At 64.1% G+C, this 15368-nt stretch carries 14 protein-coding genes and 1 tRNA gene; 3 read left to right on the top strand and 12 right to left on the bottom strand.

Annotated features, from left to right (window positions below; translation table 11 throughout):
- Window positions 1-78 precede the first annotated feature (78 nt).
- A complete protein-coding gene (locus GOQ09_RS09570; RefSeq protein WP_157613206.1) occupies window positions 79-1323 on the top strand; it encodes an MFS transporter in 1245 nt (414 codons plus the stop codon).
- 35 nt (window positions 1324-1358) lie between these two features.
- On the opposite strand, the gene GOQ09_RS09565 is transcribed toward GOQ09_RS09570, so the two are convergent.
- Window positions 1359-4379 (bottom strand): PAS domain S-box protein, encoded by a 3021-nt coding sequence (locus GOQ09_RS09565; RefSeq protein WP_157613205.1) that lies wholly within the window; start codon window positions 4377-4379, stop codon window positions 1359-1361.
- A 219-nt stretch (window positions 4380-4598) separates the two neighbouring features.
- Here GOQ09_RS09565 and GOQ09_RS09560 point away from each other — a divergent pair, with 219 nt between their 5' ends.
- A complete protein-coding gene (locus tag GOQ09_RS09560; RefSeq protein ID WP_157613204.1) occupies window positions 4599-5078 on the top strand; it encodes a VOC family protein in 480 nt (159 codons plus the stop codon).
- Between the two features lie 125 nt (window positions 5079-5203).
- Here the strand turns inward: GOQ09_RS09560 and GOQ09_RS09555 are convergent, their stop codons facing one another.
- Window positions 5204-5404 carry a hypothetical protein gene (locus GOQ09_RS09555; RefSeq protein ID WP_157613203.1) on the bottom strand — a complete coding sequence of 67 codons (201 nt, stop codon included), beginning with the start codon at window positions 5402-5404 and terminating at the stop codon, window positions 5204-5206.
- A 508-nt stretch (window positions 5405-5912) separates the two neighbouring features.
- On the opposite strand from GOQ09_RS09555, the gene GOQ09_RS09550 reads away from it, so the two are divergent.
- Window positions 5913-6668 (top strand): MHYT domain-containing protein, encoded by a 756-nt coding sequence (locus GOQ09_RS09550; protein WP_157613202.1) that lies wholly within the window; start codon window positions 5913-5915, stop codon window positions 6666-6668.
- Window positions 6669-6877: 209 nt separating this feature from the next.
- Here the strand turns inward: GOQ09_RS09550 and GOQ09_RS09545 are convergent, their stop codons facing one another.
- The 10 genes from GOQ09_RS09545 to thrS all read right to left on the bottom strand — a co-directional run bounded on the left by GOQ09_RS09545 (window position 6878) and on the right by thrS (window position 15334).
- Window positions 6878-7261, bottom strand: a complete 384-nt coding sequence (locus GOQ09_RS09545; protein ID WP_242631049.1) for an autotransporter outer membrane beta-barrel domain-containing protein — start codon at window positions 7259-7261, stop codon at window positions 6878-6880.
- Between the two features lie 6 nt (window positions 7262-7267).
- A tRNA-Pro gene (locus tag GOQ09_RS09540) sits at window positions 7268-7344 on the bottom strand.
- Between the two features lie 26 nt (window positions 7345-7370).
- Window positions 7371-7832: a MerR family transcriptional regulator gene (locus GOQ09_RS09535; RefSeq protein ID WP_157613201.1), complete on the bottom strand. Its 462-nt coding sequence runs from the start codon at window positions 7830-7832 to the stop codon at window positions 7371-7373.
- Window positions 7833-7896: 64 nt separating this feature from the next.
- Window positions 7897-8268: an integration host factor subunit alpha gene (locus GOQ09_RS09530; protein WP_012747012.1), complete on the bottom strand. Its 372-nt coding sequence runs from the start codon at window positions 8266-8268 to the stop codon at window positions 7897-7899.
- A gap of 5 nt (window positions 8269-8273) precedes the next feature.
- Window positions 8274-10715 carry a phenylalanine--tRNA ligase subunit beta gene (gene pheT, locus GOQ09_RS09525; RefSeq protein WP_157613200.1) on the bottom strand — a complete coding sequence of 814 codons (2442 nt, stop codon included), beginning with the start codon at window positions 10713-10715 and terminating at the stop codon, window positions 8274-8276.
- A gap of 45 nt (window positions 10716-10760) precedes the next feature.
- Complete coding sequence (gene pheS / locus GOQ09_RS09520; protein ID WP_157613199.1) at window positions 10761-11837, bottom strand: phenylalanine--tRNA ligase subunit alpha; 1077 nt, start codon at window positions 11835-11837, stop codon at window positions 10761-10763.
- A 114-nt stretch (window positions 11838-11951) separates the two neighbouring features.
- A complete protein-coding gene (rplT, locus tag GOQ09_RS09515; RefSeq protein ID WP_012747009.1) occupies window positions 11952-12311 on the bottom strand; it encodes a 50S ribosomal protein L20 in 360 nt (119 codons plus the stop codon).
- A gap of 24 nt (window positions 12312-12335) precedes the next feature.
- Window positions 12336-12539, bottom strand: coding sequence for a 50S ribosomal protein L35 (gene rpmI, locus GOQ09_RS09510; RefSeq protein ID WP_007832497.1), 204 nt, complete (start codon window positions 12537-12539; stop codon window positions 12336-12338).
- 168 nt (window positions 12540-12707) lie between these two features.
- Window positions 12708-13322 (bottom strand): translation initiation factor IF-3, encoded by a 615-nt coding sequence (infC, locus tag GOQ09_RS09505; protein WP_157616638.1) that lies wholly within the window; start codon window positions 13320-13322, stop codon window positions 12708-12710.
- Window positions 13323-13426: 104 nt separating this feature from the next.
- A complete protein-coding gene (gene thrS, locus GOQ09_RS09500; RefSeq protein WP_126748902.1) occupies window positions 13427-15334 on the bottom strand; it encodes a threonine--tRNA ligase in 1908 nt (635 codons plus the stop codon).
- Window positions 15335-15368 lie beyond the last annotated feature (34 nt).

Genomic DNA, 15368 nt, shown 5'->3' with positions numbered 1-15368 from the left:
GAGCGTGCGCAAAGAAAGAAATGTCGTTATAGTCAACCAATTGGTTCACTTTATCAATATTTCTTCCGGAGCAAGACGATGAACATCCGTGCCTCCGCGCGCCCGGCCGACGCGCTCGATTCGAATTGGTCCATTGTTGCCGCCGGCGCGCTGATGACTTGCGTGGCCATTGGCGTGCTGTTCTCGCTGGCGGTCTTCCTGGAGCCGATGAGCGCGGCCACGGGCTGGTCGCGGGCAGGCATTTCAAGCGCCATGACGCTGGCCTTCCTGAGCATGGGCGTGGCCGGCTTCGGCTGGGGCGCGCTGAGCGACCGCTACGGCCCACGCGTGGTGGTACTGGCGGGCACGGTGCTGCTCGGACTCTCGACGGTGCTGGCGAGCCGCGCGTCGACCTTGCTCCAGTTTCAGCTTTTCTACGGGGTGCTGATGGGCATTGCCGCCGGCAGCTTCTTCGCGCCGGTGATTGCAACCACCGCATCGTGGTTCGACAGGCATCGCAGCCTGGCGGTGTCGCTCGTCTCGGCCGGCATGGGTGTTGCGCCGATGACCATCTCTCCGCTGGCCGCCTGGCTGGTGACGCACTACGACTGGCGCATGGCCCAGCTGATCATCGGCATTGGCGCGTGGGTCGTGCTGCTGCCTGCGATCTGGCTCATTCGTGCGGCCCCTGCAGCCGCTTCCGCTGCCCCTGCGGGAGGCGCAGCACCAGCACCGGAGATGAAGGTTGGGCAGGCGCTTCGCTCTCGCGCATTCCTCGTGCTCGGGATCACGTTCTTTGCCTGCTGTGCGGCGCATTCGGGACCGATCTTCCACACGGTCAGCTATGCGATAGGCTGCGGGCTTCCGACCTTCGCTGCCGTCACCATCTACAGCATGGAAGGCGCGGCCGGCCTGGGCGGGCGCCTGCTCTTCGGTGTGCTGGCGGACCGGTTGGGCGCCAAGCGGGTGCTCGTCGCCGGGCTGCTGATCCAGGCATTTGCCGCCGCCAGCTACCTGCTGGTCAACCAGCTCGGCGGCTTCTATGCCGTGGCCATTGTTTTTGGCCTCGCCTATGGCGGCGTGATGCCGCTCTATGCGGTGCTGGCGCGCGACTACTTCGGCGCCCGCATCCTGGGCACCGTGCTGGGCGCGGCGTCGATGCTGTCCAGCCTGGGCATGGCGCTTGGCCCGGTGCTGGGCGGCTGGCTGTTCGACCGCTACGGCAGCTACGCCTGGATGTACATCGGCTCGATGGCCGTGGGACTCGGCGCGGTGCTGATCGCACTCACGTTCCCCCGAACGGACCACGCTGGCAGGCAGCCCCGGCTGCAGCCGGCGGGCTAAGGGCAAGTCAAGACCCGTCGGCGCCCGACATGGAGCTATGCGCTGTTTTCGACCGGCAAGGGCGCCGCCTGCACGTTATTGCGGCCCGACCTCTTGGCCTGGTAAAGCATCTCGTCCGCGCGCCTGACCAGCGTGGCGGCAGTTGCGCTGCCGCCCTGGTAGAACGCCAGGCCGATGCTGGCGGTGATGCTGATCGTCAGCTGCTGCTCCAGGGCGAACGGCGCCTGCATGGCCACGACAAGCTTCGCGGCAGTGGAAAGCGCAATGTCCGCATTCGGCAGGCCTTCCATGATCACCGTGAACTCGTCGCCGCCCAGGCGCGCGCGAACGTCGCTGGAACGCAGGCCCTGCGACAGCCTGCCGGAGAAACCCTTCAGCAACTCGTCGCCCGCCTGATGGCCGAACTGGTCATTGATCTGCTTGAAACCGTCGATGTCCAGGTACATGAGCGCCATCAGCGCACCGGCGCTGCGGCTGCGGTCCATGGCCTCGCCCAGGCGCGCTTCGAAGCCCGCGCGATTGGCAAGGCCGGTGAGCGGATCGATCTGCGCCAGGTTGACCAGGCGCTTCTCCTCGAGCTTCTGGCGCGTGATGTCGGTGATGACGGCATGAAAGCCGACGATGGTGTCGGCGTTGGCCGCCGGCTGCGGAATGTACTGGGCCTCGTAGCAGTTGTAGCTGTCGCTCTGCGTGTCTTCGCTCTGGAAGGTGACGACCTCCCCCGCCAGCGCGGCACGTATGTGCGGCTTCACCGATTCGTACGCCGGTCCGCCCAGGAGCTCTTGCACGGTGTGCCCCTGGATCTGGTCCCGCGAGAGCCCGAATTCGCGCTCGTAGGCCAGGTTGTTGAACCGGTAGCGCTCGTCCGCGTCGATGTAGGCGACGCGCATCGGCAGCGCGTCGGCCACGGTGCGCAGGCGGGCCTCGCTTTCCTGGAGGGCTTCTTCCGCCTCGTGATGCGCAGTGATGTCGCTGTCCAGGGTGTAGAGGCCCATCACCCGGCCCTGTTCGTTGCGCTCCGGAACCAGCGTGGCCTGAATGTCGCGGCGCCCGCCGGGGCCCTCCACCCTCCGCTCGTAGGTCACCTGGCGCCCCGCCAGCGCAGCGCGCAGATGTGGCTCCATCTGGGCCCAGGCTTCGTCGCCGTAGAACTCGCGCATGCTCCGGCCGATCAGCTGTTCAGGCTCGACACCGAACCAGTCCTGGTAGGCCTTGTTGACGAACCGGAAGCGCAGATCCCAATCGAGATAGGAGATCAGCGCAGGCAGGTGGTCCGTCACCATGCGCAGGCGGTGTTCGCTCTCGCGCAGCGCTTGCTCCGCTGCCTTGGCCGCCGAGATGTCGCGCATCAGCCCCGAGAAGTACTCCACCTTGCCGTGCTTGTCGCGGTGCGCAATCACCATGTGGCTGACAGGAAACTCCTGGCGCTGCGCGTCCCACACCATCGACTCGCCCACCCAGATGCCTTCGCCGACGGCAACAGGCACCACTTCCGACCTGAACCTTTCGATCGTCTTGGGTGGATTGAAGTCGTTGACGCTCAGCTGTTCGATGGGCGCATCCAGACGAAGGCCGGTGCGGCGGCGCGCGGCCGGGTTCATATAGACGAGCCGCCCCGCCGCATCCATCTGCACGATGTAGTCGGTCGTCATGTCGAAGACGGCGGTGAGCGTGCGAAGCGCCTGCTCGGCACGCGTGCGCTCGGTGATGTCCGTCACCGTTCCGACATGGCCGAGAACGCGGCCTTCGACAATCACTGGGCGGCTCTTCAATGTCACGAGCACCCGGGTTCCGTCCTTGCGGTGGAGGCGGCGCGTCGCGCTGAACGGTTCGGGTGCGTTTACGAAGCGGATCCATTCCTTGAGAACCTTCTCCCGGATGTCTTCGCGCACCAGCGAGAGCCAACCCCGCGCGGCGTCCTTCCGCTCCAGGCCGTGGATCGCAAGGTACTCGTCGTTCACGTAGGTCGCGCGCCCTTCGGTATCGGAGCGGAACAATCCCACGGGCGACGCATCGGTGACCGCCGCCACCTCGAGCCGCTGCTCGCGCAATTCGGCCATGAGGGCGTCGAACTCGCGGGCCAGCTCACCGCGCTCGTCGGTGGCGACGACATCGAGCTTGACCTGGCTGTCCGGCGATTGCCGCAAGGTACGGATCGCATTGGTCAGCGCATCGAGTGGCCGCATTGCCCAGGACGTAGCCATCCACACGAGAAATGCGCAGCCCAGGCCCAGCCACAGCAACTGCAGCAGCAGGCTTCGTTTCGCCTGCTGCAGCGGTGCGTAGGCAATGTCCGCCGGCACGACGAGGCGCAGGTCCCAGTCGGCGCTGCGCACGATGGCGCGCGTTGCCAGGTCGTTCCGGGTGCCGTCGGCGGATGCAACGGCCATGGCGCTCGCAGGCTTGAGCAGCAGGGTCGAATCGTGGTGCATGACGACCCGCGGCGACGCATCGCGCGTGACGATCACGTAGTAGCCGCCGCGGCCGATGGTGGCTCGGCTCATGTCGCCGAGCACGTTGGCACGCTGCAGGTTCAACGCCGCGCCCAGCACGCCCATGAGCCGGCCGTCCGGTGCTTCGACCGGGACGGCCATGACCACGGCTGGCTGGTTGCTGCCCTTGGTGAGCAGGGGTGCCGAGATAGTGGGCTGCCTCAGGTCGCGCACTTGCCGGAAGTAATCGCGATCGGCAATGTTCGGAGGCTGGTCCGCCGGCGGGTTGATGGCGACGATGGCGCCGACCGGGCTGGCCAGCGCGGCGTTGTCGAACAGCGCCAGCAAGTCCCGGTCCTTGAGGAAGCGCTGCCGCGCTTCCGCGTCCTCGAAGCCGCGCGCGCCGAGCTCCCGGGCCGCGCGCTCCAGGGCGGCGAGGTGAACGCCCAGCTTGTATTCGAGATCGGCGGCGGCGCTGTCGGTCAGGGCCTGTTGCTGGTCGCGCATCAGGTTGAGATATTCGCTGGACAGGTTGCGGTACTGCCACCACTCCGTTGCGCCGACAAGGGCGAGCACCAGCGAGGTGACCAGCAGCGCCGTCTTGGTTCTCAGCTTGAGCCGCACATGGTTTCCTTCGCGAGGACGGTTGTTATGGGCCGCATTTTTCGATGATAGCAACGGCCTTTTCCTGGCTACGCCAGCAGCCATCCAGCGCCCCCTCAAAGCGGCCAGCAGTTGCGCCGCTGGCAATCGGATCTGTACTTGCGTATGGTCCGGGGCCTACCGCCGATGCGACGAAGACCGTCGTCGCATCGATCTTTCCCGCAACCCAGGAGAACCAAGATGGTCAGCAAAAACACGATTTGCCTCTGGTACGACGGCACCGCGCTGGACGCCGCCGAGTTCTACGCCAAGACCTTTCCGGACAGTGAGGTGCGCGCCATCCATCGCGCGCCAGGCGACTATCCCGCGGGCAAGCAAGGCGGCGTGCTGACCGTGGAGTTCAGCGTGGCCGGCATACCCTGCCTCGGGCTGAACGGCGGCCCCGCTTTCAAGCACAACGAAGCCTTCTCGTTCCAGATTGCAACCGACGACCAGGCCGAGACGGACCGCTTGTGGAACGCAATTGTCGGAAACGGCGGCCAGGAAAGCGCGTGCGGCTGGTGCAAGGACAAGTGGGGGCTGTCGTGGCAGATTACCCCTCGCGCCCTGACAGCCGCGATCACCGATCCCGACCCAGCGGCGGCCAAGCGTGCGTTCGACGCCATGATGGAGATGAGAAACATCGACATCGCCGCGATCGAGGCGGCCCGGCGCGGCTGACGCACCACCGGCCCGGGGCAAAAATGAAAAACGGGTTGGAGCGTGCGGCCCAACCCGTTGATCTATTTATCTATCTGGCAATTGCGGGCGGCGTGAAGCAAGCCATCTTGCGGGAGCAGCTTCCCTCATTGCTGGCCCAACTCAGGCTGCAGCTCAGCCCAAACTCCGGCCTGTTGTTGCGCCGTTCCCCCCACCACGAAATCTTCCGCGACGCCATCCGAGCGAAAGATGCGCAGCGCCATGCAGCTCAGCGAACCGAACTCCGCTTCATGCAGGAGTTCCCGCAACATCGCTACAGCCGCATCTTTGCCTAGCAGGTGGTTCATTCATGACCTCAGTGTGATGATTCTCACAGGAGAATCGTACTTGCACTGGCGTCGGGTGTGACGCATTTTGTATCAAGCGAAGGCGAATTTCTGGGTTTTGCGGCACTGCAACAGCTGCGCTGCGTCCGGTGCTCGGTGGCCGCGTCTTGCCCTCGGGTCTGCCCTAGGAGACGCGCTGCGAGACAACGCATGTGGCGGACTTCTCACGGTAGCTCGCCTCCTGAGCTCTGGTGTGACATATCTCTCGCTTTGCACGTCGAGATCAGGTCCCGCAGCTCACTTGTTAAAGAGTGAAAGCAAAATATTCATATCGGTGAGTGTTGCCAACCAACGGAAAACATTCCCGATCTCGAGCTTCGAGCGGTAGGCGTCACCCGTTGTCCCAGCGGTCGTTCAAGACGCTCGCCCGGCACTTGTCTACCTGCCTGTTCGCCGCGTCACTTCCCGTGTCGCGGTGCCGGGCAGCGACCGGCCGAGGCCCTGTTCATTTGTCAAATACGGAACTCGTATGGAAATACTTCTCACGTCTTCGTACAGCGTGCCTTTGGTCGTGCTGTCGTACTTCATTTCAGTCGCAGGCTCTCTGATCGCGCTCGTCGCCGCCCGCCGCATCGTCGGGCCGGGAGGCCGCATCAGCCTCTATCACTCCGCGACAGCAGGGCTCGCCTTGGGCGGTATTGGTGTGTGGGCCATGCACTTCATCGGCATGCTCGCGCTGCAGCTTCGCGTGGGCGTGTCGTATTCCATGTTCGAGACGCTGATCTCGCTTGTGGCTGCGGTCGTCGCCACGGCAATGGCGCTTGCCTACGTGGCTGCCTCACCTCGCAGCCTGGTGCGCCTCATGGTGGCCGGTTTCCTGCTGGGCATGGGCGTGGTCGTCATGCACTACCTGGGCATGTTCGGCATGCGCTTTGGCGGCTTCATCGAATGGTCGTACCCGATCATCGGCCTGTCCACTCTCATCGCCATCGTTGTCGCGACCGTGGCACTGTGGCTGGCTTTCAACACGCGCACCGTCATCATGCGCGGGCTGGCTGCGAGTGTGATGGGAGCCGCGGTCTGCTCGATGCACTACACGGGCATGGCGGCTGCAGACTTCATCTGCACCACCGCGACGCCCCAGGCCATTCCTTCCGGCTTGGCCGTCGTCAGTGCGCTGCAGTTGCCCGGCTGGGTGGTGATGTTCACCGTGGCCGCGCTGTTCGTGCTGGCGCTCGACCAGTTCGTACGCCACACGGCTGAATCGGCTTCAGCAAAGCCGTAACGTTTCTGCCGTGCACCAAGCTCGCCGCCGCGGCCCCTGCGGCAAGGGGCCAGGTGCGCAACCGCCGCTCTTGCGCACCGGTTTCAGCAACTCCAAAGCGGCGGACCTTCATTGCCGCAGGGACCCGGTCTCGCGCAGCCTCCTCAGAGCGCCCAGTTCAGGCTCGCCTTGAACCCGTGGTCCTTCAGCCCGCTGCCGAATTGCCCCGATTAGGACGCGCCCAGCGTCAGGTTCGGCCGCAGCTGCATGTCCACGCCCGCCACGTTCCTGGCCAGCGGCACGCCCGCGAGCGTGAACGGGATGCTGCCTGCGAACGCATGTGTGCTGATGGGCGCCGTGTCGCCGAAGGCATGGCACCAGCCGAGCATGCCGCGCACGCGCGTGGTGCTGCCCAACTGGGTGCTGGAGCGCACGCCCAGCGTCGAGAACGTCGTATCGACGCTGCCGCCGTCTACGTACAGCGCGGCCAGCCCGCCGCGCTCCAGGAAGGCGTCACTCTTAACGGATGACGTTGGACAACGCCAAGCAAAAGAAAAAGCCCTTAAGCGTCGACTCTTAAGGGCTTTTTCGTTGTTGCCAAACGACGTTGGCATTAAAAATGGTCGGTGTGAAAGGATTCGAACCTTCGACCCCTTGCACCCCATGCAAGTGCGCTACCAGGCTGCGCCACACACCGAAGCTCTCGATTATAGCCGGCTGAAATCACCGTCCGACGGTCAGCAGCTCACGAATTTCAAAGAGTTCGCGCCGCAGGTGCAGCAATTGCGACGGATCGATCGTGCGGGCGGCACTTTCGGATGCGGGATCGTCCTCGTGAACGGCCGCATCGAACTCTTCCTGATCGATTTCGACGGCCTCCATGCCCTCGAGCGGCACGACGCCTGCCTTGCGGCGGTCGCGCTCGCCCTGCACCAGTTCCTGGAGCTTGTTGCGCGCACCGCTGATGGTGAAGCCCTGGTCATAGAGCAGATCGCGGATGCGGCGGATCATGAGCACCTCATGGTGCTGGTAGTAGCGCCGGTTGCCGCGCCGCTTCATGGGGCGCAGTTGCGTGAACTCCTGCTCCCAGTAACGCAGCACATGCGGCTTGACGCCGCAGAGTTCGCCGACCTCACCGATGGTGAAGTAGCGTTTGACGGGAATGGGCGGGAGCGTTTTCTCCATTGAAATCAAGACCGTGCGCGGGAAACCTTAGAGATTACTCTACGCACCCGCGCAGCACCAAGCACTATTCGGCGCCCAGGCTCCACTCGACTTCGGAAGTGCCGCTCTGCTCGATGCTTCCGTGAATCTGTTCCTTCAACTTGGCGCTTGCGTGGAAGGTGGCTACGCGACGCTCGCCGATCGGAATGGCTTCGCCGGTGCGCGGGTTGCGGCCCGGCCGAGGCGCCTTCACGCGGATCTGGAAGTTGCCGAAGCCGGAAATCTTCACGTCCGTGCCTTCGATCAGGCTGTTGGCGATGAGGTCGAAAAACGCCTCGACCATGTCCTTGGATTCGCGCTTGTTCAGGCCGATCTGCTCGAACAGCAGGTCGGCCAGGTGCGCCTTCGTGAGTGCGGGCGTTTCGAGGGCTTCGAGCGTGAATTCCGCAGCGTTCATTCTCATCAACCCCTCAGGCGTGCGCCGAGCTTGGCGCTCAATTGTTCGACGATGCCGCGCACGGCCGGCTCCACCTGCTCGTCCGTCAGCGTGGCGCTGTCGTCCTGGAAGCTCAGGCGCACCGCCATGCTCTTCTCCCCTTGCGCCAGGCCGCCCGATGCCGGCACGGCACCGTCGCGCGGGGGTTGCGGGCGATAAATGTCGAACAGCGTGGCGTCCCGCAGCAGCCCCTGGGCCGCCGCAGCCGAATGGATGGTCTGCATCAACGCATTGTGCGTGACGGCCTCGGCCACCACCACGGCGATGTCGCGCTCGACGGCCTGGTGCTTGGGTACAGGCTTTGCGGCAGGTACGGGCCGCGCGGCAACGGCATCGAGGTCAAGCTCGAAAACCACCGGCGCCAGCGCAAAGTCCCACTTCTGGCGCCAGCGCGGATGCAGTTCGCCGACGAAGCCGATGGCCTTGCCTTCGATCAGCACGCGCGCCGAGCGGCCGGGGTGCAAGGCCGGATGCTCGGCCGCCTCGAAGCTCGGTACCAGCGGCGCGAGCAGGGCTTCGACGTCGCCCTTGGCGTCGTAGAAGTCGACCCGGTGCGGCTTGCCGTCCCAGCGCGCTTCCTCGGCGTCGCCCCAGGCAAGGCCGGCCACCCGCATCGGCTGGTGTACGCCGCGCACGGTGCTGTCGGTGGTGGCCACGCTGTCGTCGCGCATGAACACGCGGCCCAGCTCGAACACGCGCACGCGCGGCGCCTTGCGGTCGAGGTTGAACTTGAGCACCTGCAGCAGCGAGCCGATCAAGGACGAGCGCATCACGCTCATCTGGCTGGCGATGGGGTTCAGCAGCTTCACAGGATTGGCGTTGCCTGCCAGATCTTGCTCCCAGTGCGCCTCGACAAAGCTGAAGTTGATGGTTTCCTGGTAGCCGAGCGCCGCCAGGCTGCGGCGCACCGCGAAGCGGCTGCGCCGGGCTTCAGGCCGCACGCGCGCCGTGATGGGCGCCAATGGTGCGGTGGTCGGCAGGTTGTTGAACCCAATCAGGCGCGCAACCTCTTCGATCAGGTCTTCTTCGATCAGCAGGTCGAAGCGGTGCGGCGGCGGGGTGACGGTCAATGTGCCCTCGCCTTCGCTGAGCGCAAACCCAAGGCGGCGCAGCGCGTCGGCGCATTGCGCCTGCGAAAGCGGCATGCCGATAACGCGCGCGGCGCGCGCCACGCGCAGCGTGACCGGCATTGCTTCGGGCACATTCAGGATCTTGTCGTCCATGGCCCCGGCCTGGCCCCCGCAGATCTCAATGACGAGCTGCGTAATGCGTTCGATGATCTCGACCGTGCGGCTCGGGTCGACACCACGCTCGTAGCGATGCCCCGCGTCGGTGGAAAAGTTGAAGCGGCGCGAGCGGCCCTGGACGGCTTCGGGCCACCAAAAGGCGGCCTCGACATAGATGTTGCGGGTGTCGTCAGACACAGAGGTTGCGTCGCCGCCCATGATGCCGGCAAGCGACTCGACGGCCTCGTTGTCGGCAATCACGCCAACCTTGTCGTCGACGCTGATCGTGTTGCCGTTGAGCAGCTTGAGCTGCTCGCCCGCCTTGCCCCAGCGCACCGTGAGGCCACCGTGGATCTTGTCGAGATCGAAGATGTGGCTGGGCTGGCCGTACTCGAACATGACGTAGTTCGAAATGTCGACCAGCGGCGTCACGCTGCGCTGGCCGCAGCGCGCCAAACGCTCGACCATCCAGGCCGGCGTGGCCACCTTGGTGTTCACGCCGCGCACAATGCGGCCCGAAAAACGGCCGCAGAGCTCGGGCGCCTCCACCTTCACCGGCAACACGTCGGCAAACGATGCGGCCACGGGCGCAATGGCGGGTGTCTTGAGCGGCGCGCCGGTGAGGGCCGCGAGCTCGCGCGCAATGCCGTACACGCTCAGGCCGTGTGCCAGGTTGGGCGTGAGCTTGAGCGTGAGCAGCGCGTCGTCGAGCTTGAGCACGTCGCGCACGTCGGCGCCGACGGGCGCGTCGGCAGCGAGCTCGAGCAGGCCGCCGTGGTCTTCGCTCAGCTTCAGCTCTCGCGCCGAGCACAGCATGCCCTGGCTCTCGACGCCGCGCAGCTTGCCGAGCTTGATGAGAAAGGGCTTGCCGTCTTCACCGGGCGGCAGTTCGGCGCCGACCAGCGCGCAGGGCACCTTGATGCCGACGCGCGCATTGGGTGCGCCGCACACGATGTTGAGCAAGGCGCCCTGCCCGGCGTCCACTTGGCACACGCGCAGGCGATCGGCATTGGGGTGCTGCACGGCTTCCTTGATTTCGCCGACCACGATACGGCTGAAGGGCGGCGCGACAGGGCGGCGCTCTTCGACCTCGAAGCCGCCCATGGTGAGCGTTTCAGCCAGTTCGGCGCTGCCGAGGGGCGGGTTGCAGAACTCGCGCAGCCAGGATTCCGGGAATTGCATCTCTTCGATCTCGTATTCGGTTTTTCTAGTATTGAGCTGGGGAGGTCATTGGAACTGCGAGAGAAAACGCAAGTCGCCATCGAAGAACAGCCGCAAATCGTTCACGCCGTAGCGCAGCATCGTGAGCCGGTCGGGCCCCATGCCAAAGGCAAAGCCGATGTAGCGCTCGGGGTCGAGCCCCATGTTGCGCACCACGTTGGGATGCACCTGGCCCGAACCCGCGACTTCGAGCCAGCGGCCGGCCAGCGGGCCGCTCGCAAACTGGATGTCGATTTCGGCGCTGGGCTCCGTGAACGGAAAGAAGCTCGGACGAAAGCGCAGCACAAGGTCGTCGCTCTCGAAGAAGGTGCGGCAGAAGTCCGTGAAGATAACCTTCAGGTCCTTGAAGCTCACGTTCTCGCCGAGCCACAGGCCTTCGCACTGATGGAACATGGGCGAATGGGTGGCATCGCTGTCGACACGGTAGGTGCGGCCCGGCGCGATCACGCGGATCTCGGGCGCCTTGACCGCGCCGGTGGTGTCTGCGGCTGCGTCCGCAAACTCGGCCGCGTACTTCTTGATGTGCTGATGCGCATAGCGCACCTGCATCGGGCTGGTGTGCGGACGCAGGTTGTACGGAATGCCGTCGTCGCCGTTCAGGTCGACGTAGAAGGTGTCTTGCATTGAACGCGCCGGGTGGTTCGGCGGGTTGTTGAGCGAGGTGAAGCTGTGCCAGTCGCTCTCGATTTCCGGACCGTCGGCCACGTCGAAGCCCATGCTCGAGAAGATCTCCTCGATGCGTTCCAGAGTGCGGCTCACCGGGTGCAGGCCGCCAGGAATGCGGCGGCGACCGGGCAGGCTCACATCAAGCGCTTCTGCGCGCAGTTGCTGCGAAAGCTCTTCGTCGGCGAGCTGCTGGCGCCGTTCGGTCAGTGCGGACTCGATGGCCTGCTTGGCCACGTTGATTGCAGCGCCGCGCGACTTCTTCTCGTCGACGCTGAGCGCGGCCATGCCCTTCATCAGCTCGGTGATGCGGCCCGATTTGCCGAGGAACTGCGCCTTGGCGTCCTCGAGCTCGGCGGGCGTTTTCGCTTCGGCGAAGGCAACGCGTGCGGTGTCGACCAGGGAGTCCAACTCGTTCATAGCAACTAAAAATAGGCGGGGGAATAAAAAAAGAGCTGGAGCCTTTTCAAGCGCCAGCCCTTGTGTCGTGGGCGCAGGAGGCTGCCACGAAGACAGCCGCCCTGCTGTACAGGATCAAGCAGCCAGCTTGGCCTTGACCTGCTCCACGATGCCGGCAAAAGCGGCCTTGTCGTGCACTGCGATGTCCGCAAGCATCTTGCGGTCGATCTCGATTCCGGCCTTGCGGATGCCGTTTGCAAACTGGCTGTAGGTCAGGCCCAGTTCACGCGAGGCGGCGTTGATACGCGCGATCCACAGTTGACGGAAAACGCGCTTCTTGGTGCGGCGGTCACGGTAGGCATATTGCCCAGCCTTCATTACCGCCTGTTTGGCGATGCGGAAGACATTACCGCGGCGACCACGGAAACCCTTGGCGAGTGCGAGAACTTTCTTGTGGCGGGCGCGAGCCGTTACACCACGTTTGACGCGAGGCATGTGTGTACTCCTTGTTCGTCTGAGTTAAATGCCACGGCCTGGCAGCATGGCGGCGACGGAAACCATGTTGGTTTCATGCACTGCCACGGCACCACGGAGGTGACGCTTGTTCTTGGTGGTCTTCTTGGTCAAGATGTGACGCTTGAAGGCTTGACCGCGCTTGACGGTGCCACCGGGACGAACGCGGAAACGTTTTTTCGCGCTGCTCTTGGTCTTCATTTTGGGCATATGAATGCTCCTTTAGTTTGTGCTCGTGAGGCGCCGCGGATACTCCACGGACTTGTTGGCCCCGAGACCCTTCTTTACTCCGCCCCTGCCGGCCCTTCTTTCGAAGCACCTGCAGGGGCGAAATTCTTTAAACCCTGCTATCTCTCTTCCGTTGCCCAGCCAGCCTTTTCAGGCTGCTGCGGGCGCCGACGTTTCCGACGACGCCGGCTTGGCGGTACCGCCACCCGGCTTCTTGCGGCCCGGAGCGATCATCATGATCATCTGCCGGCCTTCGAGCTTCGGGAACTGCTCGACGACGATCAGGTCGCCAAGCTCATCGCGAATGCGCTGCAGCAATGCCAGGCCGAGCTCCTGGTGCGTGATCTCGCGGCCGCGAAAGCGCAGCGTGATCTTGCATTTGTCGCCCTCTTCAAGAAAGCGCTTGATGTTGCGCATCTTGATGTTGTAGTCACCATCGTCGGTACCGGGCCGGAACTTGATTTCCTTGACCTCGATGACCTTCTGCTTCGACTTTGCCTCGGCCGCCTTCTTCTGCTCGTGGTACTTGAACTTGCCGTACTCGATCAGACGACAGACAGGCGGGTTGGCCGCGGCAACGACCTCGACCAGATCCACGTCAGCCTCACCGGCGAGGCGCAAGGCCTCGGAGAGACTCATAACACCCAATGGCTCGTTTTCCGGGCCTACAAGGCGGACTTCCGGGGCCATGATTTCCCGGTTCAGGCGGTGTTGGCGTTCCTCGCGGTGGCGGCGGTCGCGAAATGCAGTAGCGATGGTCAGAATCCTTCAAAAGTTGCTACAAAATCTGTAGCGGACGCCGGTCAGTTCTCGCGAACAAGCGGCATGATCGGGTCAGGAAACACATGTGAGGGTGCTTCCGGGACAAATCAACGCTTGTCAGCAATATCCTGAACGAGCCGTAGTACGAACGATTCGAGGGACATTGCACCGAGGTCTTGATTGCCCCGGGCGCGCACTGCGACGGCACCGGCTTCCTTCTCCTTGTCGCCTACGACGAGGATATAGGGAAGCTTTTGCAACGAATGCTTGCGTATTTTATACGTAATCTTCTCGTTGTGCAGGTCCAGCTGCACCCTAAGCCCTTGATTCTGCAGTGTTTTCGCCACTGAAGCGGCGTAATCGGCCTGCCCTTCGCTGATATTGAGCACTGCCACCTGCACCGGAGCGAGCCATGCGGGCAGCGCGCCGGCATGGTGTTCGATCAGCATGCCGATGAAGCGCTCTAGGCTGCCCACGATGGCGCGGTGCAGCATGACGGGATGAGCGCGGCCGCTCGATTCCGTGACGTATTCGCCGCCCAGCCGCTCGGCCGTGTTGAAGTCGACCTGCATCGTGCCGCACTGCCACTGGCGGCCCAGCGCGTCCTTCAGCGTGTATTCGATCTTCGGGCCGTAGAAGGCGCCGTCGCCGGGCGAAATGATGAAGTCGACGCCCGAACGGCGCAGCGCCTCCATCACCGCATGCTCGGCCTTGTCCCACAGCTCGTCGGAACCCACGCGGTTGTCGGGCCGCGTGGCCACCTTGTAGAGGATGTCCGTGAAGCCGAAGTCGGCATACACCTTCTGCAGTTGTTCCGTGTACGCGATGCACTCGTCGAGGATCTGGTCTTCCGTGCAGAAGATATGGCCGTCGTCCTGCGTGAAGCCGCGCACGCGCATGATGCCGTGCAGCGCGCCGCTGGGTTCGTTGCGGTGGCACTGGCCGAACTCGCCGTAGCGCAGCGGCAGGTCGCGGTAGCTGCGCAGGTCGCTCTTGAAGATGAGCACGTGGCCAGGGCAGTTCATCGGCTTGAGCGCGTATTCACGCTTTTCCGATTCCGTCGTGAACATGTTGTCGCGGTAGTTCTGCCAGTGGCCTGTTTTCTCCCACAGGCTCTTGTCGAGAATCTGCGGGCCCTTTACTTCCCAGTAGCCCGTGTCGCGGTAGATGCCGCGCATGTACTGCTCTACCGCCTGCCACACGGCCCAGCCCTTGGGGTGCCAGAACACCACGCCCGGCGCCACTTCGTCGATGTGGAACAGGTCGAGTTCCTTGCCCAGCTTGCGGTGGTCGCGCTTCTCGGCCTCTTCGATGCGCTGGATGTACTGGTCGAGCTGCTTCTTGTCGGCCCAGGCCGTGCCGTAGATGCGCTGTAGCTGCTCGTTCTTGGCGTCGCCGCGCCAATAGGCACCGGCCAGCTTCGTGAGCTTGAAGACCTTCAGGAAGCGCGTGTTCGGCACGTGCGGGCCGCGGCACATGTCCACGTATTCCTGGTGGTAGTACAGGCCCATCGCCTGCTCGTCGGGCATGTCCTCGACGAGGCGCAGCTTGTAGTCTTCGCCGCGCGACTTGAAGACCTCGATGACTTCGGCGCGCGGCGTCATCTTCTTGACCACGTCGTAATCCTGCGCGATCAGTTCGCGCATGCGCGCCTCGATGGCGGCCATGTCTTCGGGCGTGAACGGGCGCTCGTACGAAATGTCGTAATAAAAGCCCTCTTCGATCACCGGGCCGATGACCATCTTGGCCGTCGGATACAGCTGCTTCACGGCATGGCCGACCAGGTGGGCCGTCGAGTGGCGGATGATCTCCAGGCCCTCGTCGTCCTTGGGCGTGATGATCTGCAGCTTGGCGTCGCGGTCGATGACGTCGCTGGCATCGACCAGCTTGCCGTCGACCTTGCCGGCCACTGTCATCTTGGCGAGCCCCGGTCCGATGGACTGGGCAACTTCGGCCACCGAAACCGGGCCGGGGAACTCGCGGCGCGAGTTGTCGGGAAGCGTGATCTGGATCATGGAAAAACCTCGGGCGGAAAAACAAAAAAGCGCG

Source organism: Variovorax paradoxus, assembly GCF_009755665.1.
GTDB classification, from domain to species: Bacteria; Pseudomonadota; Gammaproteobacteria; order Burkholderiales; family Burkholderiaceae_C; genus Variovorax; species Variovorax paradoxus_G.
The sequence above is the reverse complement of the archived record's forward strand: the minus strand, read 5'-3'. Positions and strand labels throughout refer to the sequence as shown.